The organism is Pseudomonas sp. GW821-FHT11D10 (assembly GCF_058808435.1).
Genome location: NZ_JBXARR010000006.1, coordinates 188308 through 208038, shown reverse-complemented (window position 1 = coordinate 208038; position 19731 = coordinate 188308). Strand labels below are relative to the sequence as shown.

The following is a 19731-nucleotide window of genomic DNA, read 5'->3' as shown; positions in this document are numbered from 1 at the left end:
CTCCCGAATTTGATTCCGCTAAGAGGCCAAGACAAAGCGCCGGCCCATGTCCGCCTGGAGCAAATGATGGGCGAAAAAAAACCGCCTTGCGGGGCGGTTTTTTAGCAAGCCTCAGATTGCGGCTGAGGCTTAGTGCGTCTCACCGGAAGCACTGGCGTAGAGGTCATGTTATTGAGCTTTGCCTATCCTTGCAACGTAATTTTTACCCGCCATGAGTGGGTGTATTTGAGATCCTGGACCGTGTTTTCAGTGCCTGATGTAGGAGAGCAGTGCTGACAGAAATAACGGTTTACAAAATGCGCGCTTCTTTCATTTAAGAATCACTGGGCCGAGACTTACCACCTGCGATTCTGGGTTAATATGCCCGCGCTCACACCCTGGTGCAGCGGTAGGGTTTGGCTGGTGGCCTAACGGTTTCACGCCCTCTGACACGGTTTTGCACCCGTGCCGGAATGATGATTCGGAGGGATTTCAACCGGCCGCCTCACCGGAAGTACTGGCGTGTTCTTCCGAAGGTACGCGTGATCCGGTAAGTGCGCTGGAGGTTTGGCCCCCAACCTTGGAGGCCAAAACGTATGAAGCTTTTGTTGCGTACGTTGAGCCTCGTATGGAGATTGTTGAAAGCGTTTCGCTTTTACGAGTTCCTGCGAGACCACTTTGACGACCTGAAGTAACTGTCGTTGATGTGGGGGAGAACCCGTGTCAGTTTCGGCTGATACGGGTTTTTTTTTTTGCTTCATTAATCTGTCAAAAATGATAATTCAATCAGCCGGTTCTCGTGTGAGGGTAGGGCATTTCGCCGGCATCTGTAGGTGCCTTCCGTAAGCTCTGGATAAACAGGGTTGTATGTGCAGTTTTTGAGTTGGTTTAAACCGATGAATTCGCCGCTCACGAAGAAGGCAGCGAGTCTGTATCCCATTGTGTACAGGCCTGCCGCCGATACAAAACCCGCCACTTCCTGCGCATTGCCCACACAGCCGCGATACACCCGCCGGTTTAACTGAGCCTGTCAGTCGCCGCACCAGGCGGCTCCTCAGCAGAGACCTTGCCCATGCAGATTCCCCACCCCTCCTTGCAGGCCAGCGTCGGGCTCGGCCTGCGTCGCGGCCTGATGAAAGACCTGCAGGCCGCTCGCACCGGCGATTTCGACTTTCTTGAAGTCGCCCCGGAAAACTGGATCGGCGTCGGCGGTGCCCATGGCGCCGCGCTGCGCGAGCTGGCCGAGCGATATCCGTTGTCCTGCCACGGGCTGTCGTTGTCGCTCGGTGGCTCGGCGCCGCTGGACGTCGGTTTTCTCCGGGAAGTGCGGACCTTTCTCGATCATCACAAAGTGCCGCTGTACAGCGAACACCTGAGTTATTGCAGCGACGACGGCCACCTCTATGACCTGCTGCCGTTGCCGTTCACCGAAGAGGCGGTGCACCACGTCGCCGCGCGGATCCGCCAGGCCCAGGACATTCTCGGCCGGCGGCTGGCGGTGGAAAACGTTTCCTACTACGCCGCGCCCCGGCAGGACATGGACGAAGTGACCTTCACCAACGCCGTGCTGCGCGAGGCCGATTGCGACCTGCTGCTGGACGTCAACAACGTCTACGTCAACTCGATCAACCACGGTTTCGATCCGCAGACATTTCTGGCCGCCATCGAGCCGGGCCGGGTGGTCGGGATGCACGTGGCGGGGCACTTTGATGAGTCCGACACGCTGAAGATCGACACCCATGGCGCCTCGGTCAAACCGGTGGTCTGGGCGTTGCTGGCCGACGCCTATGGCCGATTCGGCGCGCAGCCGACCTTGCTGGAGCGGGATTTCAATTTCCCGGCGTTTTCTGAACTGGTGGCCGAACTGCAAACCATCCGCCGCCTGCAAACCGAAGGAGGCTCGCGTGGATAATCTTCTGCTGCAACAACAGGCGCTGACCCGCTATTTGCGCGATCCAGAACATGAAGCGCCGCCCGCCGACATGAACGCTGCGCGGGTCAATGTCTATCGCGACCTGGTGTTCAACAACGTCACGCAACTGCTGGGTAGCACATTTCCGGTGTTGATCCGGATCATCGGTCAGGAACGCTGGCGCACGTTGATCCGCGGCTTTCTGCGGGACTACCGCGCGCAGACGCCGAAATTCGGTGAGATCGCCGAGGAGTTCGTCGGTTACCTCGCGTCGGAGCCGGCGGTGTTGAATGACGGAAAATGGCCGACGTTTCTGGTGGAGCTGGCGCACTACGAGTGGGTGGAAATGGTGTTGCAGCAGTCCGACGCCGAACCTTTGCCCGCGAGTGATCCGGCGCGGTTGCTGGATCAGCCGTTGCAGGTTTCGGCACTGGCCTGGCCGTTGGCGTACACATGGCCGGTGCAAATTCTCAGCCCTGACCATCAACCGTCTACACCACCGGCCCAGCCAACGTTGTTGCTGGTACGGCGTGCGGTAGATTTCAGTGTGAAGTTTTCCGAGCTGAGCCCGCTGGCCTGGCGGTTGTTGCAGCGCATTGGCGAGTTCCCTGCGCTGAACGGTCGTGAACAATTGGAAGGGCTGGCGATGGAGGCGGGTTTGCCGGTAACGGCATCGTTCATGGACAGTGGTTTGGCGTTGTTGCGGCAGATGCATGAGGACGGTGTGTTAGGCATTACCTGATTTCGCAAACACCGCAAATCCTGTGGGAGCGGGCTTGCCCGCGAAGAGGCCGGTACAGCCAATATATTCATCGACTGAACGGACGCCTTCGCGGGCAAGCCCGCTCCCACAGGGATTTATGTTTTCTTCAGGTGTGCAGGGGCAACTTCAGCTCCGCACACAACCCGCCACCGTCGCGATTGCTCAACGTCAGCGAACCACCCAGCGCCATCGCCAGTTGCTGGGCAATCGCCAGCCCCAACCCGGTGCCGCCGGTGCTGCGGTTGCGCGAGTTTTCCACGCGGTAGAACGGCTCCATCACCTGGGCCAGTTCCTCTTCGGCGATGCCCGGGCCGCGATCCATGACCTTGATCGACAGGCCGCTTTTGTCCCGCTGAATCAGCAACTCGGCAGCCCCGGCGAATTTCAGCGCGTTGTCGGTCAGGTTGACCAGCACCCGGCGCAACGCGTGGGGGCGCGTGTCGATGACCGCCTCACTCTTGCCGCTCAACTGCACCTCCTTGCCCATGTCCTGATAGTCGAACACCAGGCTGTCGAGGAATGAATCCAGGTTGGTGCGCCGGCTTTCTTCGGTCGAGCCGTGGATGCTGCGGGCGTAGGCCACGCCTTCGCGCACCAGATGCTCCATCTCGCCGAGGTCGTTCCACAGTTTGTCTTTCTCGGCCGAATCGTCCATGAACTCTGCCCGCAGTTTCATGCGGGTGATCGGGGTTTGCAGGTCGTGGGAGATCGCCGCCAGCAGTTGCATGCGTTCCTTCAGGTACGCGGCGATGCGCGCCTGCATCGAGTTGAAGGCGCGGGCGGCGTAGGCCACTTCGTTCGGGCCTTTTTCGTCGAGGTTGATCGGGTGGGCGTTGGGGTCGAGGGTTTCCACCGCGTTGGCGAGGCGGGTGAGGGGGCGGATGGCGATGCGCACCGCCAGCCAGGTGCACGCGAGCATCAGCGCCAGTTGCCCGAGCAACACCACCGGCAGCCACGGCGACAGCGGCACCATCGACGGACGCACATCGATGGTCACCGGGCTGCCGTCGCTCAGGCGCAGGTGGCCCTGAAAGTGTTTTTTCGGGCCGGGAATGTCGGTGAAGGTCAGCGGGTACGCTTCGCCGATCGCATCAGTGATCGAGGTCACCGCAATTGGCACTTCACCCGGACCGATCGGGGTGCCCGGTTCGCCTTCGCTCAGCAGGTAACCGTAGTTGTTGCGGGCCAGGCGCTTGAGCCACATCGGGCGCTCTTCGGCGGGCAGGCGGTCGAGGATGGCAATCGAGGTCGAGACGTCGGTTTCGAGGTTGCCGAGCATGGTGTTCTTCGCACTTTCGTAGCGCTCGTAATATTGCGCACCGAACGACAGCGCCTGAGCGAGGATCAGGCCGATCAGGAAAATCAGCGACAACCGGGAGGCAAGGGTGCGCGGCCAGCGCAGGGCGACATTCATGCGGGGGCTCCGAGGACTTCGACCGGCAGCGAGAACACATAGCCTTCGCTGCGCACGGTCTTGATGTAGGCCGGTTCGCGGGCGTCATCCAGCAGGCGCTGGCGCAGACGGCTGACCAGCAGATCGATGGAACGGTCGAACAGATCAGCGTCGCGGCCCTGGGTCAGGTTGAGCAATTGATCGCGGCTCAGCACCCGTTGCGGATGGTCGAGGAACACTCGCAGCAATCGGTATTCCGCGCCACTGAGCGCGACCATGGTGCCGTCCTTGTCCAGCAGATGCCGGGCCGACGTGTCGAGCTGCCAGCGACCGAACGCCAGCAGCCGGCCGCTTTCGGTCACCACCAGATTCGGCGGCAGCATCCGTGTGCGTCGCAGCACGGCATTGATCCGTGCCAGCAGTTCGCGGGCGGCGAACGGTTTGGTCAGGTAGTCGTCGGCGCCCATTTCCAGGCCGAGGATGCGGTCGGTTTCATCATTGCGTGCGGTGAGCATCAGGATCGGCGTCGCCCTGTGTTTGCCCGAGCGCAATTCGCGGCACAGCAGCAGGCCGTCGTCGCCGGGCATCATGATGTCGAGCACGATCAGGTCGACGGTGTTGGCTTCCAGAAAACTGCGCATCTGCCGGCCATCGGCAACTACCGTGGTGCGCAGGCCGTTCTTCTTCAGATAATTGCCGACCAGTTCGCGAATCTCGCGGTCGTCGTCGACGATCAGGATGTGATCGACATGTTCCATGGGGCCAAACCTCAATCAAAGGGGATTGCCGGGCAGTCTATCGAGCCTGCGTGAGGCCGCCTGCCTGCCTTTGTATTGCAGTGTATCCAGCGCTGTGACGGATACACGCCGACGCAAAAAGCGGATTTTTACAGGGTTTTGTATCGCTGTGTATCCCGGGCGCGCGCGGATACGTAGCGATTTATACACGGCATTTGCCGACACATGCGCGATACCTCGCGAGCTTTAAATGAGCTCCATCGAGGCACACACAGAACGCCTCGGCCCACTCAACGATTCAACCATTGAAGCCCCGAGGAAAACGCCATGAACACCAAGACCAAATCGATCGCTGCCGCCTGCCTGTTTGCCGCTTTGAACATCTGCACCCTGTCGGCCCGCGCCGAAGCCGATGTCACTCCGCAAACCTACTCCTACGGCAATCATCTGGACATCCAGAAAGTGGTGTCGCTGAAACAGGACAACTCGATGACCTGCGGCATCGTCGACGCTCGCCTGACCTACCTCGATTCGGCCGGCAAGACCCAGGTGCTCGACTACCGCAAATTCGCCGACGGCTGCAACGAAGACAACTGATTACCCACCTCTATAAAAGGAACATCGCCATGAACAACGTATCGCGCTATCTGACCGCTGTTGCCTTCTCCCTCGCCGGTGTCGCGGCCCACGCCAACGCTGCCGTCGAACAGAACAGCTGTGGCAGCAGCACCTGCTTCCAACTGGCCCCGGTGGCCAAGCCGGGCAGCGACGGCCTGATCGCTGCCGACGGCGCCAGCCGCACACCGCAGGGGCAGAGGGTCGCCGCCGACGGTTCCAGCCATACGCCGCAAGGTCAGATGGTGGCTGAAAACGGTGCCAGCCGTACGCCGCAAAGCCAATGGCTGGACAGCCAGACGGCTTGAGGATTGAAGGGGGCTGCTCGTAACGAGCGGCCCCCGACCCAGTCAACAGACCACCCCTCATTCAAAAGGTGAACCTCATGTTTCTCATCGCTTTCCTGGGCGGTCTGTTGACTGTCCTCAGTCCGTGCATTCTCCCGGTGGTGCCGTTTCTGTTCGCCGGAGCCGACCGTACCCGTTCTTCGATCCTGCTGACCCTCGGCGGCATGGCCCTGACCTTTGCCCTGATCTCCAGCCTGGCGGTGGTCAGCAGCGAGTGGGTGATCGAGGCCAGCAACACCGGTCGCCACATTGCGCTGGCGGTGATGGTGCTGTTTGCGTTGTCGCTGATTTCCGCGCGCATCGGTGACTGGCTGGCCCGGCCCTTCGTGCTGCTGGGCAATCGCCTCGACCCGGACAGTCGGAAAAAGGCCGGCCCGATGGCGTCGATCATGATTGGTGTCGCCACCGGTCTGTTGTGGGCGCCGTGCGCCGGCCCGATCCTCGGCGTGATCCTCACCGGCGCCATGCTGCAAGGCGCCAACGCCCAGACCAGCCTGTTGCTGCTGGCCTACGGCGCGGGCAGTGCGCTGTCGCTGGGGACGCTGATCTTCGCCGGTCGCGGCCTGGTCAACCGGCTGAAACCGTCGATTCCGTTCACCGGCTGGTTCCGCCGCGGTGTGGGTGTCGCGGTGCTGGCGACGGCGGCGGTGATCGCCACCGGTGCCGATAACCTGCTGTTGGCCAACACCTCATCCCAAGGCGTGGCGTCGGTCGAGAAAAGCGTGCTGGAAAACGTGCCGAAGGTGGTGGACTACTTCGTCAGCAAAGTCCGTGCGGACTCGACCGAAGACGAAGCCGGCAAAGGCGCGATGCCGTCGCTGTCCGGCGCGGTGCAATGGCTGAACTCGCCGGAACTGACGGCGCAATCCCTGCGCGGCAAAGTGGTGCTGGTGGACTTCTGGACCTACGACTGCATCAACTGCCAGCACACCCTGCCGTACGTGAAGGAGTGGGAGAAGAAGTACGGCAAGGACGGCCTGGTGGTGATCGGCGTGCACACCCCGGAATACGGCTACGAGCGGATCATCGACAACGTCAAGGATCAGGTGCAGAAGCTCGGCATCACCTACCCGGTGGCCGTCGACAATAACTACGCGATCTGGCGCAACTTCGATAACCAGTACTGGCCGGCGCATTACCTGGTCGACGCCAAGGGGCAGGTGCGTTACACCCACTTCGGCGAAGGCAGTTACCAGGCGCAGGAGCAGATGATTCAGCAACTGCTCAAAGAGGCCAAGGCGCCGGCTGCGTAAACCGCAAAATTCAATGGCTCACAGGTCGCGCACCATGAGCCATTGTTCGTTGCCCCAGGCGTGAAAACGCTCCAGCACCGTCCAGCCGCGTTTGGCGTAATAGTCCTGTTTGCTTTGGGTGTGCAGGTAGAAACGCGGCAGGCCCCGGTGTTTCGCTTCTTCAGCAATTCCCTCGATCAGCCTTTCTGCCAGACCCTGGCCGCGTGACTCAGGGCTGACCAGCACACAGGCCAGCCACGGCCCCAGATCCGGTCGAAGGGCAAGGTCCGCCCGTGCCAATGCCGCACCGCCCAGCAGTCGATCCCCGTCCAGCGCAATCAGGCAATGCCAGTCGCCATTGGTCTGGCCCTCGGCAAATTCGCGCTGCCATTCGGCCAGGGGCTGCTCGGCATATTCGTAATGAAACTGTTGGTGGATCCACGCCGCGTAAGTGTCGCTGTGTTGCATGTGATCGGCGAGCCATTCGATGCGCAAGGACATGATCGAATTCCGTTCCGGGGGAGGGCCTGCATGAGAGCCGATCCTCCGGCGCGTTGGCAACCCCCCGGCAGTGTTTCGGGGCCTTTACAAAATCCCGCCATTCATCGGCCAGCGCCCGGTTTTACGGGCTCTCCGGACGATTGGCAGGGACGCCGCACAGCGCCCGCGCGATAGTGGGCGAGCAGGGCCGCCACGGCTCTGACATCCATAAAAAGAAAGCGAGGTTGCCATGCCGAAGTTCGTGATTGAACGCGAGATTCCAGGAGCCGGAAAGCTATCGGAGCAAGAACTCAAGGCCGTATCGCAAACGTCCTGCAACGTGCTGCGTGAACTGGGGCCGGAGGTGCAGTGGCTGCAGAGTTATGTGACTGCCGACAAGATCTATTGCGTGTACATCGCACCCAACGAAGAGCTGGTGCGCGAACACGCCAAACGTGGGGGATTTCCGGCCAACAGCGTGTCCCGGGTGACGAGCATCATCGACCCGACCACCGCCGATTGACCCCTCTGCCGCGGAGCACCTATTCATGAGTACCCCCATTGATCTCACTGCCCTGAAGGAACGCCAGAAAGTCGCCTGGGCCAGTGGCGACTACGCCGTGATCGGCACCACCTTGCAGATCGTCGGCGAAACCCTCGCTGAAGCCTGCGACCTGCGCTGCGATGAAGAAGTACTGGACGTCGCCGCCGGCAACGGCAATGCCACGCTGGCGGCGGCACGCCGGGGTTGTCTGGTGACGTCCACCGACTATGTCGCGGCGCTGCTGGAGCGCGGCCAGGACCGGGCGCGCGCCGAGCATCTGGACGTGACCTTTCAGGTCGCCGATGCCGAAGCGCTGCCGTTTGCCGACTCCAGTTTCGACGCGGTGCTGTCGACCTTCGGCGTGATGTTCGCCCCGGATCAGGCGAAAGCGGCCAAGGAGCTGGCGCGGGTCTGTCGCCGTGGTGGCCGGATCGGTCTGGCCAACTGGACACCGGAAGGCTTCGTCGGCCAGATGTTCAAGACCCTCGGCCGGCACCTGCCACCGCCACCCGGTGCGCAACCACCCTCGAACTGGGGCGCGGAAGCCTGGCTGCATTCGCACTTCGACGATCGCCAGTTCCAGGTGCAGGTGACTCGCCGCCACTTCAACTTCCGCTATCGCTCGGCGGCGCATTTCATTGATGTGTTTCGCCACTGGTACGGCCCGGTGCACAAGGCGTTCGCGGCCTTGCCGCCGGAGAGCGGGCAGGCGCTGGAAGGGGATTTGACGCAACTGATCGACGGACTGAATCGGGCGGGGGCGGAATCGATGGTGCTGCCGAGTGAGTATCTGGAGGTAGTGATTACCAAACGCTGAAGCCATTGTGGGAGCGAGCCGGCTCGCTCCCACAGGTTTTTCTATTTCAGATGCGCACTGTCAAACCACTCCAGCGCCGTGCGCCAGATGCAGATGCCGAGGAAGTACGCCGACGCCAGCAGCCACAGGCCCATCACCAGCGGGTTGATTACCGGGTGGTTCAGCACCAGCGACAGACTGCACAGCAGCCAGATCGCCGTCACCGCAATGTTGATCGGCATGAACCGGCGTACCCGGAACGGGTGCAGGAATTTCATCCGGGTCACGGTCAGCAGCGCCAGGCCAATCACCGTCAGGAAGGTGATCCACGGCCCCGGATCGATGATGTACAGACACAAGGCAACCACGTTCCACGCGGCAGGGAAGCCGACGAAGTAGTTGTCCTTGCTCTTCATGTTGACGTTGCAGAAGCAGAACAGCGACGACACCAGAATCAGCGACACGGTCAGCAGCAGGGTGTAGTCGGGCAGGGGAATGTAGCGATAGATGAACAGCGCGGGAATGAACACGTAGGTCAGGTAATCGATCACCAGATCGAGGATCGATCCGTCGAAACTCGGCAGCACCGACTGCACGTTGACCTTGCGCGCCAGCGCCCCGTCGAGGCCGTCGACGATCAGCGCCACGCCCAGCCACATCAGGCAGTGGGTCGGCTGGTTTTCCAGCAGGGCAAGGGTGGCCAGAAAGGCGGTGACCACGCCGGTCGCGGTGAAACCATGGGCGCCCCAGGCCTTGAGCCTGGCGATGTGGACGGTCGATATCACGAAGGCGTTCTCCAGAAAGTGCAGCAAGCCGCATAAACCCTTGGGCAGCAAGGGTGGCGACTAACCGGGTCGGGGTTGCAGCTATCGACCGGTCGGGCCGGGTCAAGGTTCACCCATTCTTGAAGATTAGCTGGCCCTGAAAAAAATACCCCGACAGGGCCGGGGCATTTTTATGTGACATCGGTAACCGTCAGAGCGCGGCTTCCGGACTGCGCCCGAACACCCGATTGTATTCAGCCTTGGCGGTCTGCTCGGTGAACTCGCCTGACCACTTCGACACCACCACGGTGGCCACACTGTTGCCGATGGTGTTGCAGGTGGCGATGGCCATCGACATGAAGCGGTAGACGCCGAACAGCAGCGCCAGACCTTCCACCGGCAGTACGCCAATCGCCGTAACGGTCGCGGCGAACACCACGAAGCTGCCACCGGATACCGCCGCCGCGCCTTTTGAGGTCACCAGCATGATCGCGATGGTGCCCAGTTGTTGCTCCCAGCTCATCGGCACCCCGTAGGCATTGGCGATGAACAGCACGCACAGCGACATATAGATGGACGTGCCGTCGAGGTTGAAGGCATAACCGGTAGGCAGCACCAGACCGACGCTCTGTTTCGAGCAACCGAACTTCTCGAGTTTCTGCAGCAGGCGCGGCAGGGCGCTTTCCGACGAAGCAGTGCCGAGCACGATGAAAATCTCATCCTTGATGTACTTGAGGAACCGCCACAGGCTGAACCCGGAAATACGGCAGACCGCACCCAGTACGACAAAGATGAAAAACGCCACGCCGACGTAGAACATCAGCACCAGATTGGCCAGTGACATCAGCACCGCCGAACCGTTGCTGCCAACCGCGTACGCCACCGAACCGAACGCACCGAGCGGAGCGAACTTCATGATCAGGTTGATGAACTCGAAGAAGCACTCCGAGACCCGGCTCAGGCCATCCTCGATCACGCTGCGGCGTTCCGGTTTCAGCGCCAGCAGGGCGAAGCCGAACAGCACCGAAATCACCAACACTTGCAGCAATTGACCACCGGCAAAGGCGCCGACGAAGTTGTCCGGGAAAATCCCGTAGATGAAGTCCAGGGTCGACGCCGGGGCATGGCCCTTGGCGACGGCGGCACTGGCGGCTGCGGCGGTGGCGCTGCTCGGGTGAGCGTCGTGCATGCCGGAGCCGATGTTCAGCAAATTGCCCCAGAGCAGGCCGATGGCCAGGGCGATGGTCGATACCACTTCAAAGTAGATCAACGCACGCAGGCCGACTTTGCCCACGCGTTTGATGTCGCCGGCCGAGGCGATGCCGTGGACCACGGTGAAAAACACCAGCGGCGCGACGGCGGTCTTGATCAGCTTGAGGAATATGTCGCCGAGGATCTTGAAGCTGGCCGCCAGTTCCGGCGCGAGGAAGCCAAAGGCAATCCCCAGCAGCATGGCGGCGATCACCTGAAAGGTCAGGTCCTTGTACAGCGGTTTTTTGTCGGGGGTGGTCATGTCTGCGGTCTCGTTGTTGTTATTGGCGAGCGATGGGCAGAGGGCTCGCGCGCGGCGAGCCCGGTGAGGATCAGCGTTTGACCGAACCCTCACGTGCCAGGGCGATGTCGACCATCTGCGGCGCAAGGCCCAGGTAGTTGGCCGGATCGGTCAGGCGCTTGAGTTCCTCGACATCCAGTTGCGCGGTGGCTTCACCCTGGGCCAGCAGCGCGTCGAGCAGGCTGGTGCCCTGATCGTTGGCCATGCGGCAGGCGGCATAGACCACGTCATGCGCAACCTGACGACCGAGTGCCGGCGCCAGCCCCATCATTACGGCTTCGGCGACGATCAGGCCCTGGGTCATGTCGAGGTTTTTGCGCATGCGCTCGGTGCGCACTTCAAGGCCGGCGAGCATGAACTTCGCCTGACCCAGCGAGGCAGCGCTGAGGGCAAAGGCTTCCGGGATGGCGATCCATTCGGCTTGCCATGGGCCGGTGGAGCGCTCGAAGTCCTGAATCATCGCGTCGAGCATCAGACCCGCCTGCTGGCGTACGCCTTTGGCAGCGGCATACATCAGCTCGCAGGAAATCGGATTGCGCTTTTGCGGCATGGTGCTGCTGGCGCCACGGCCCTTGACGAACGGCTCGTACACTTCGCCCAGTTCGCTGGTCATCATCATCATGACGTCGAGGGCGATCTTGCCCAGCGAGCCGGTGACCAGACCGAGGAAGTTCAGGGTTTCTGCCAGACCATCGCGGGCGACGTGCCAGGTGGCTTGAGGCACGCCCAGGCCCAGTTCGGCCATCAGTGCTTCCTGCACTTCCAGGCCTTTGTCGCCAAGGGAGGCGAGGGTGCCCGCCGCACCGGCGAACTGGCCGAATTCCACTCGTGGACGCAGCTCCACCAGACGTTCGGCGTGGCGGTCGAACATGCTCAGCCACACCGCGCACTTGTAGCCGAAAGTGATCGGCAGTGCGTGCTGCAAATGCGTGCGGCCGGCCATCGGCGTGTCGCGATAGCGCTTGGCAAGGTCGGCGAGCAAGCCGCGTACCGCTTGAATGTCGCGCTCGACGATGGCCAGCGCAGCGCGGACTTGCAGGACGACCGCAGTGTCCATGATGTCCTGGGTGGTCGCGCCCCAGTGCACGTAACGGCCGGCTTCACCGCAGGTTTTCGACAGCTGCTCCACCAGTGGCAGGATCGGGTAGCCGACGATTTCGGTCTCGTGCTGCATCAATGCCAGATCGAGCGAGGCATAGGTCGCCAGCTCGGCAATCTGTTCGGCGGCATCCGCCGGGATCACGCCGCAGCGCGCTTCGGCCCGGGCCAGGGCGACTTCCACTTCAATGTAGCGTTCGATCAGGGCTTGGTCGGAAAACACGCTGCGCATCTCGGCGGTGCCGAACATGTCGCGGAACAGGGCGGAGTCGAAGACAGTGCTGGACATGAGGGAATCCTGAATATGTTTGTTATTGATCGGACATATTTATTATGTCCGTACATAATTCTTGCGCCCTCGCTGATACACTGTCAACTCGCTTAACCATCGGGACTGATGAAAGGTATGAACACGCGCTATGCGGTCGTTGCAAAAGACTTGATGGAGGGCATCTCCAGCGGTCGCTATCCGCTCGGATCGCTGCTGCCGACCGAGTTCGAACTGTGCGAGCTGTACGACGTGAGCCGGCACACCGTGCGGGCGGCCATTACGCAGTTGCAGAATCAGGGGCTGGTCTCGCGGCGCAAGCGGGTCGGCACCCGCGTCGAGTCCGTCTCGCCCAAGGGCGGGTACTCGCAGTCGCTGGCCTCGGTGTCCGACCTGGTGCACCTGGCGGAAACCCAGATGCGCAGCATTCAGAACGTCTCCCGTTTTGTCGCCGACATCGCCCAGGCCCGACGCCTGGGCATGGAGCCGGGGGAGCATTATTTTTGCGTGTCGAGCATTCGCGTCGACGAACAGAACCGGCGGGCGCCGCTGTGCTGGACCGATGTCTACGCGCAGGAAACCTACGCCGAGGTCATCGAACTGGCCGAACAGCATCCGGACGAACTGATCGCCGCCCTGATCGAGCGCCATTTCGGCCGGCACATCGACGTGGTCGACCAACAGGTGCGCGCGGTGTTGCTGAGTCCGGAGATCGCCAAAAGCCTTAACGCCGAAGCCGGGTCGCCGGGGCTGAACATCATTCGCCAGTACCGTGACGAGGACGGCGCCCTGATGGTGGTATCGGAAACCACGCACCCCGAAGACCGCTTCACGCTGGTGACACAGATGCGCCGGGAAAAGAGTCCGGGTTGATGCCCGGTGTCAGCCCAACGGTGCTGGCACATCGCATCAAGAGGACTATCGTTGCCTGACGCAGTCATACCCCTTTGCCTGAGGACGACGTCATGAACACCAGTGATCTACTCGAACAACTGCTGCGAGGCCAGGCCTCGGCGGGACAACAAGGTGGCGCGTCGGCCGGCGGGGGACTGGGCGGGCTGGGTGGATTGCTCGGTGGTCTGCTGGGCGGTGGCGGCACCAGCGGCGGCGGTTCTCCCGCTGGCGGGCTCGGTGGTCTGGGTGGGTTGCTCGGTGGACTGCTCGGCGGTGGCGGGGCGTTGGGCGGCGGGACGCAGAGTCGTTCCGGCGGCACCAATTATGCGGCGCTGGCCTCGCTGGGCATGATGGCGTTCCAGGCGTATCAAGCCTGGCAACGCAGCCAGGCGTCCGCTGCGCCGCAGCAAACCCCGCAAACCGCGGATCTGCTGTCTGGCCCGCAAGTCGAAGAACACAGCCACGCCGTCCTGCGTGCGTTGATCGCGGCGGCCAAGGCTGACGGGCGGATCGACGAGTCGGAAAAGCACCTGATCAGCAGCGAAATCGGCAAGCACACCAATGACCCTAACCTGCAGCAATGGCTCGACGACGAAGTCGCCAAACCGCTGGACCCCACCGAAGTGGCCCAGGCGGCACAGAACGATCCGGCCATGGCTGCTGAAATGTACCTGGCCAGCGTGATGCTGGTGGACGATCAGCAGGACGCCGAGCGCAATTATCTGGATGAACTGGCGGCGGCGTTGCAGATCGACCCCGACTTGCAGGTTCACCTGGAACAGCAGGCCAAGGGCACGGCCTGACCGCAAAACCTCGCAGCCTTCGACCGCTTCTGTTCAAACCAGTGGCGTGCCGAAGGCTCCGTCCGTCCGGGCAAATTTAACGTCGATTGAATTTTCGGCAGGCGCCGCCTCTCTGCTGCAGTAGAGGCGAGTGACTCAGCGTCCTGCCAATCGATCGAGAACATTGCCATGACTGTCCTGACACGCCTGCAAGGTGCATCTGCCCAATCGCAACCGCTCGATTCACTGGGTGAGTGGCGACGTATCCATGAAGCACTTCTGTCCGACGAGCATCCGCAGCCGCTGGCACGCGCCTTTCTGCAACACCATCTCCAGCACGCCGCGCAATTGAAGGAAGAACTGCCGTCAGATCCAGCGCTCTGGCACGCCTGGGTGGCGCAGCACTGTGCCAATGTTGCCCGGCAATATGCCGACTACCTGCAACAACGCAAGGCTGGAGGAGCTCGGCAGTTCTTCAGTTGCAAGGCTCATGCGCTGTATTTCCTGCAAGCGGTGGCGCCCACCAAACTGGTTGATGGCGCCTGGCTTTACGGCTTGCTGGCCCAATGGCGCGATCCGCGATTCAGCAGTCTGATCAGCACTTATCTGGAGGAACTGGGCGAGGGCAATCCGGCGCAGAATCACGTCGTGATCTACCGGCAGCTGCTCGCCGAAAACGGTCTTGAGCCCGGCAGTCCTCTGCCTGACGAGCGCTACCTGCAAGGCGCGCTGCAATTGGCCCTCGGTGCCGGCGGCATGGATTTTTTGCCGGAGGTGATAGGTTACAACCTGGGTTACGAGCAACTGCCGTTGCATCTGTTGATCAGCAGTTACGAACTCAGTGAACTGGGGATCGATCCTTACTATTTCACCCTGCACGTGACCATCGATAACGCCAGCACCGGCCATGCGCAAAAAGCCGTTCAGGCCGTGCTTGATCTGCTGCCTCTGGAGGCTGATCGCAGTGATTTTCTGCGCCGGGTCTCGCTGGGCTATCGACTCAATGATCTGGGGCAGGGCAGCCGCGCAATCATCGAGGGGTTCGATCTGGAGCGCGAATTGTTGGCGATGCTTGAGCGCAAGTGTCCGTTCGCTCAGCACATGCACTCCGACTATTGCCGCTTCGAGGGCAAGACCGTCAATCAATGGCTGGCCGATCCGCAGCAGGTGCCCGGGTTCCTGCAAGCCTTGCAAGACAAGGGCTGGATCAAACGCAACGAAGATCCGCAGGGCAGCCGCTTTTGGCAATTGATCGATGGCGATGGTGCGGCGATGTTCGGCGTGTTCAGCGCCTATGAAAAGCAACTGGTTCACGACTGGATTGCCGGTGACTGGGTTTCTGCAGACAAACCCGTCGCGTTCCGCCGCCGTCCCTCAGTCCCTGCGCCGATCGAAGTGCCCGAACAGGACCCCGATGTGCAGCGCCTGAATGCGGCACTTCAGGAGCAGGACGCTCACACCCAAATCGCAACGTTGATCCCGTGGCTGGCACCGGCACGCCATGCGCATCCGGCCGGACTGCTCGCCACTCGCCGATTCATCCAACTCAAATCCGGCCTGCGCTAAGGAAGTCATCAATGAATCAGGAAGAACAACTGTCCGCCAACGATCGGGTGCTGCTGCAACTGGGGCGGCGCTTGCAGGCCGACGGCTATCGTTTCATCACCCCGACGCCGCTGACCCATCAACGGGTCAACCAGCGCGACGAAGGGCAGACCGCGGATTGTCTGCGGGATGTGTTCGGATGGTCGCGGCCGTTCGAACCGGGCCTGCTGTCTGCCGATGAACAGCGGCAATTGCAGGAAGCTCAGGTGATCGATGAGTTCGACGGGCGCTTGAAGAGCCGGGTGCGCTGGTCGAGCCTGGATGACCTGCTTTTCGTGCATTCCGGATTTCCCACCGACGCATCCGACTCGGTGTTCTTCGGCCCGGACACCTATCGCTTTGCTCAACTGATTCACAGCCATTTGCAGCAGAACTTTGCGCCCATCCAGCGGGCGGTGGACATCGGTTGCGGCGCCGGAGTGGGCGCGATCCTGATTGGCCGTGCCCGGCGAGAAGCGCAAGTGCTGGCGGTGGATATCAATCCCGCCGCGTTGCGCCTGACCACGATCAACGCGGCATTGGCTGAAGTGGCCAATGTCGAAGTGCGCGCCAGTGATGTGCTGCAAGGCGTCGACGGCGAATTCGACCTGATCGTCGCCAACCCGCCCTACATGGCCGATCCGGCCGGGCGAGCTTACCGCCACGGTGGCGGGACGCTGGGGGCGGGCCTGTCGCTGCGGATCGTCGAACAGGCGCTCAATCGCCTGACGCCCGGCGGCTCGTTGCTGCTGTACACCGGTGTGGCGATGGTCGATGGCCGCGATCCCTTCCTCGACACCGTATTGCCACGGCTGGATGAAAAACGCTTCGGCTGGACCTACCGCGAACTCGATCCCGATGTGTTCGGTGAAGAGTTGCTCAATCCAGGCTATCAGCGCGTCGACCGGATTGCCGTGGTCGCACTGGCTGTGACTCGAACAGGCTGAAACAAGGCAGGTGCAGGATGAGCAGGAATCTCGACGACTACAACCGGATGCGCGACTTTTCGGCGACCTCTGAACCGGCGGCTGAACGTCGTCGGGGCAAGAAATCCGCCGGCGACCATGCCCTGCAATTCTGTATTCAAAAGCACGATGCCTCGCACCTGCATTACGACTTTCGCCTGGAACTCGACGGCGCGCTCAAGAGCTGGGCGGTGCCCAAGGGGCCGTCGCTGGATCCCAAGGTCAAGCGGCTGGCCGTGCACGTCGAAGACCATCCGCTGGACTACGCGACGTTCGAGGGCAGCATTCCCGAGGGGCATTACGGCGCCGGCGATGTGATCGTCTGGGATCGCGGTGTGTGGATTCCGCTGGAAGACCCGGAGAAAGCCTACGCCAAGGGCAAACTCAAATTCGAACTGCAAGGCGAGAAGCTCGCCGGGGTGTGGAACCTGGTGCGCACCCACATGCCGGGCAAGAAAGAGCAGTGGTTTCTGATCAAGCATCAGGACAGCGCTGCGCGCCCGCAAAGCGATTACGACGTGCTGGTCGCCGAGCCCGACAGCGTGCTCAGTGAACGCACGATCGTCGACAAACCCAACCTCAGTGCGAAGCAGGTCAAGCCGCTGAAAGCCTCGCCGAAAGCATCTCGCAAGCCAGCCTCGGGAAAACTTGCCGGGGCGCACAAGGCCAGGATTCCCGCGCAGCTCAAACCGCAACTGGCCACCCTGGTGGAGAGTGCGCCGGAAGGGGATTGGCAGTACGAAATCAAGTTCGACGGCTATCGGATCATGGCTCGCATCGATCAGGACGAGGTGCAGTTGTTCACCCGCAATGGTCATGACTGGACGCACAAATTACCGAAACAGGCGCAAGCCCTCGCGGCACTGGGTCTGGAGTCGGCGTGGCTTGACGGTGAGATGGTCGTCGCCGACGCGGACGGCGTGCCGGATTTCCAGGCTCTGCAAAACGCGTTCGATGCGGGCCGCAGCGAAAACATCCTTTATTACCTGTTCGATCTGCCGTATCTCAACGGTGTCGATCTGCGTGAAGTGCCGGTGCAGGAACGGCGCGCTGCGCTGGCCACGGTGCTGAAAGCCCATGAAGATCCGCTGCTGCGCTTTTCCGAAGCGTTCGACGAAACGCCGCAGGCGTTGCTCAACAGCGCCTGCCAGATGCGCATGGAAGGGCTGATCGGCAAACGTCTCGGCTCGCCTTACGTGTCGCGCCGCAGCAGCGACTGGATCAAGCTCAAGTGCAAGCATCGGCAGGAATTCGTGATCGTCGGCTACACCGATCCGAAAGGCGCGCGCAGTTCGTTCGGCGCGTTGCTGCTGGGTTTGCATGATCGTGACAGCGGCGAGTTGCGGTACGCCGGCAAGGTCGGCACCGGGTTCAACGAAACCACCCTCAAGAGCATCCTCGCGCAACTCAAACCGTTGCGTGTGAAGAAACCGGCGGTGGTCAATCCGCCCACGGGGTTCGAGGCCAAGGGTGTGCACTGGCTCAAGCCGAGTCTGCTGGCGGAAGTGGCGTTTGCCGAAATGACCCAGGACGGCTCGGTGCGCCACGCCGTGTTCCATGGCCTGCGCGAGGACAAACCGGCCAAGGACATCACCGAGGAGCGCGCCAAACCGATGAAGACTTCAAAGGCTCAATCTACCGCGCCGTCCCAATCCGATCTGGCCGACGGCAAGGTTCGGATCACTCACCCCGACCGGGTGATCGACGCCAGCAGTGGCACCACCAAAATGCAGCTGGCCGAGTATTACGCCAGCGTCGCCGAATGGATTCTGCCGCAGCTCAAGGATCGCCCGGTGGCGCTGGTGCGTGCGCCAGACGGTATCGCCGGTGATCTGTTCTTCCAGAAGAACGCCGAGAACCTGGCGATCCCCGGCATCCGCACGCTCGACAAGGAGCTGACCGGCCAGCCGGTGATGCTGATCAACAACGCCGAAGCCTTGATCGGCGCGGTGCAGATGGGCACGGTCGAACTGCATACCTGGAACGCCACCACGACGGATCTGGACAAGCCCGACCGCTTTGTCCTCGACCTCGACCCTGATCCCGCGCTGCCCTGGAAAAGCATGGTCGAAGCCACGGCGCTGACCCTGACCGTGCTGGACGAGCTGGGCCTCAAGGCGTTCCTCAAGACCAGCGGCGGCAAGGGCATTCATCTGGTGGTGCCGCTGACCCGCAAGCATGGCTGGGACGAGGTCAAGGATTTCAGCCACGCCATCGTCACTCATATGGCGAAGTTGTTGCCGGAGCGTTTTTCCGCGGTGTCCGGGCCGAAAAATCGGGTGGGGCGGATCTTCATCGATTACCTGCGCAACGGTCTGGGCGCCACCACTATCTGCGCCTACGCAGCGCGCACCCGCGAAGGGTTGCCGGTGTCGGTGCCGCTGTTTCGAGAAGAGGTCGGGGAGATCAAGGGCGCCGATCAATGGAACGTGCGCAACGTTCACGAACGACTGGCGGAAGTGGGCGATAAACCCTGGGCGGACATGAAGAAAACCCGGCAAAGCATCACGGCCGAGATGCGCAAGCGGGTGGGCATGAAGAAATGATCAGGTGCCGCGCAGCAAGTCGTGGGCGTTGAGCAGGTCGAAAGCGACTTGCGGATTGTTTTCCAGGCCACGGCGGATGGCGGCGGGGATGGTTTTGCGGGTTTTGCGGCAAAGTCCCGGCAGGTCCTGGACCTCGATTTCGATACCGCCGCGCACTGTCCGCACTTCACCGAACTTGGGTGCGATCAGCACGCGAATCCCCAGCTGATCGAACATCTTGCCCTGCAGGCGCTCGAGGTCGGCGAGGTCTTTCAGGTTTTCCAGACGCTCAAGCAGACGCTTCTCTTCTTCGCGGGTCAGCAGCAGGATGCGCACGTCCGCGCCGGGTGTATCCAGCAGCGGATCACGCCCGCAGATGCAAAGACCCGGCGGGCAAGGGGAGCGAAGGGAGGCGGAAATCGTCATGGCCTCCATCATAGAGGCCGTTCGACGGTTTTGCCCATGGTCGTTCGCCAGCCGTCCATCGGCAGGGCACAACGG

The 19731-nt window shown here is 61.8% G+C and carries 19 protein-coding genes; 12 read left to right on the top strand and 7 right to left on the bottom strand.

Annotated elements, in window-relative coordinates; all coding sequences use genetic code 11:
* Window positions 1-1051 precede the first annotated feature (1051 nt).
* Window positions 1052-1891 (top strand): HvfB family MNIO-type RiPP peptide maturase, encoded by an 840-nt coding sequence (locus AC1RT4_RS19340; RefSeq protein WP_493087109.1) that lies wholly within the window; start codon window positions 1052-1054, stop codon window positions 1889-1891.
* Complete coding sequence (locus AC1RT4_RS19335; protein ID WP_493087107.1) at window positions 1884-2633, top strand: HvfC family RiPP maturation protein; 750 nt, start codon at window positions 1884-1886, stop codon at window positions 2631-2633. The genes AC1RT4_RS19340 and AC1RT4_RS19335 overlap by 8 nt, the downstream gene beginning before the upstream one ends.
* Before the next feature lie 127 nt (window positions 2634-2760).
* Here AC1RT4_RS19335 and AC1RT4_RS19330 read toward each other — a convergent pair whose 3' ends face one another.
* Together AC1RT4_RS19330 and AC1RT4_RS19325 are read right to left on the bottom strand one after the other, a co-directional pair.
* On the bottom strand, window positions 2761-4068 hold the full coding sequence (locus AC1RT4_RS19330; protein WP_493087106.1) for an ATP-binding protein: 1308 nt from the start codon (window positions 4066-4068) through the stop codon (window positions 2761-2763).
* The gene (locus tag AC1RT4_RS19325) at window positions 4065-4805 is read right to left on the bottom strand and encodes a response regulator (RefSeq protein ID WP_007956289.1); all 741 of its coding nucleotides are present in this window, start codon (window positions 4803-4805) and stop codon (window positions 4065-4067) included. Before AC1RT4_RS19325 ends, AC1RT4_RS19330 begins: the two co-directional genes overlap by 4 nt.
* 306 nt (window positions 4806-5111) lie before the next feature.
* Between AC1RT4_RS19325 and AC1RT4_RS19320 the strand changes: the two genes are divergently transcribed.
* The 3 genes from AC1RT4_RS19320 (at window position 5112) to AC1RT4_RS19310 (ending at window position 6999) form a co-directional block, all read left to right on the top strand.
* Complete coding sequence (locus AC1RT4_RS19320; RefSeq protein ID WP_493087105.1) at window positions 5112-5381, top strand: DUF2790 domain-containing protein; 270 nt, start codon at window positions 5112-5114, stop codon at window positions 5379-5381.
* 29 nt (window positions 5382-5410) lie between these two features.
* The gene (locus AC1RT4_RS19315) at window positions 5411-5707 is read left to right on the top strand and encodes a hypothetical protein (RefSeq protein WP_493087104.1); all 297 of its coding nucleotides are present in this window, start codon (window positions 5411-5413) and stop codon (window positions 5705-5707) included.
* A gap of 77 nt (window positions 5708-5784) precedes the next feature.
* Window positions 5785-6999 carry a cytochrome c biogenesis protein DipZ gene (locus AC1RT4_RS19310; RefSeq protein WP_493087103.1) on the top strand — a complete coding sequence of 405 codons (1215 nt, stop codon included), beginning with the start codon at window positions 5785-5787 and terminating at the stop codon, window positions 6997-6999.
* Window positions 7000-7017: 18 nt separating this feature from the next.
* Here AC1RT4_RS19310 and AC1RT4_RS19305 read toward each other — a convergent pair whose 3' ends face one another.
* A complete protein-coding gene (locus AC1RT4_RS19305) occupies window positions 7018-7479 on the bottom strand; it encodes a GNAT family N-acetyltransferase (protein WP_493087102.1) in 462 nt (153 codons plus the stop codon).
* A 229-nt stretch (window positions 7480-7708) separates the two neighbouring features.
* On the opposite strand from AC1RT4_RS19305, the gene AC1RT4_RS19300 reads away from it, so the two are divergent.
* Window positions 7709-7981, top strand: coding sequence for a DUF4242 domain-containing protein (locus AC1RT4_RS19300; RefSeq protein ID WP_007957179.1), 273 nt, complete (start codon window positions 7709-7711; stop codon window positions 7979-7981).
* A gap of 25 nt (window positions 7982-8006) precedes the next feature.
* A complete protein-coding gene (locus AC1RT4_RS19295) occupies window positions 8007-8819 on the top strand; it encodes a class I SAM-dependent methyltransferase (protein WP_007957178.1) in 813 nt (270 codons plus the stop codon).
* 41 nt (window positions 8820-8860) lie between these two features.
* On the opposite strand, the gene pcsA is transcribed toward AC1RT4_RS19295, so the two are convergent.
* From pcsA to pcaB, 3 genes are all read right to left on the bottom strand, one after another.
* Entirely contained in the window at window positions 8861-9583 is a 723-nt protein-coding gene (gene pcsA, locus AC1RT4_RS19290; protein WP_115079921.1) for a phosphatidylcholine synthase, read from the bottom strand.
* 190 nt (window positions 9584-9773) lie between these two features.
* Window positions 9774-11075: a cation:dicarboxylate symporter family transporter gene (locus AC1RT4_RS19285; protein WP_221535110.1), complete on the bottom strand. Its 1302-nt coding sequence runs from the start codon at window positions 11073-11075 to the stop codon at window positions 9774-9776.
* A 70-nt stretch (window positions 11076-11145) separates the two neighbouring features.
* Window positions 11146-12501, bottom strand: coding sequence for a 3-carboxy-cis,cis-muconate cycloisomerase (gene pcaB, locus AC1RT4_RS19280; RefSeq protein ID WP_493087101.1), 1356 nt, complete (start codon window positions 12499-12501; stop codon window positions 11146-11148).
* 117 nt (window positions 12502-12618) lie between these two features.
* Here pcaB and AC1RT4_RS19275 point away from each other — a divergent pair, with 117 nt between their 5' ends.
* The 5 genes from AC1RT4_RS19275 to ligD all read left to right on the top strand — a co-directional run bounded on the left by AC1RT4_RS19275 (window position 12619) and on the right by ligD (window position 19251).
* Window positions 12619-13353, top strand: coding sequence for a GntR family transcriptional regulator (locus AC1RT4_RS19275; RefSeq protein ID WP_007957169.1), 735 nt, complete (start codon window positions 12619-12621; stop codon window positions 13351-13353).
* Between the two features lie 92 nt (window positions 13354-13445).
* Window positions 13446-14177: a tellurite resistance TerB family protein gene (locus AC1RT4_RS19270; RefSeq protein ID WP_493087098.1), complete on the top strand. Its 732-nt coding sequence runs from the start codon at window positions 13446-13448 to the stop codon at window positions 14175-14177.
* Window positions 14178-14345: 168 nt separating this feature from the next.
* Window positions 14346-15722, top strand: coding sequence for an iron-containing redox enzyme family protein (locus tag AC1RT4_RS19265; RefSeq protein ID WP_493087096.1), 1377 nt, complete (start codon window positions 14346-14348; stop codon window positions 15720-15722).
* An 11-nt stretch (window positions 15723-15733) separates the two neighbouring features.
* A complete protein-coding gene (locus tag AC1RT4_RS19260; RefSeq protein ID WP_493087094.1) occupies window positions 15734-16687 on the top strand; it encodes a methyltransferase in 954 nt (317 codons plus the stop codon).
* A 17-nt stretch (window positions 16688-16704) separates the two neighbouring features.
* A complete protein-coding gene (gene ligD / locus AC1RT4_RS19255; protein ID WP_493087092.1) occupies window positions 16705-19251 on the top strand; it encodes a DNA ligase D in 2547 nt (848 codons plus the stop codon).
* On the opposite strand, the gene AC1RT4_RS19250 is transcribed toward ligD, so the two are convergent.
* Window positions 19252-19656: a hypothetical protein gene (locus AC1RT4_RS19250; RefSeq protein WP_170929433.1), complete on the bottom strand. Its 405-nt coding sequence runs from the start codon at window positions 19654-19656 to the stop codon at window positions 19252-19254. It lies immediately after the preceding gene.
* Window positions 19657-19731 lie beyond the last annotated feature (75 nt).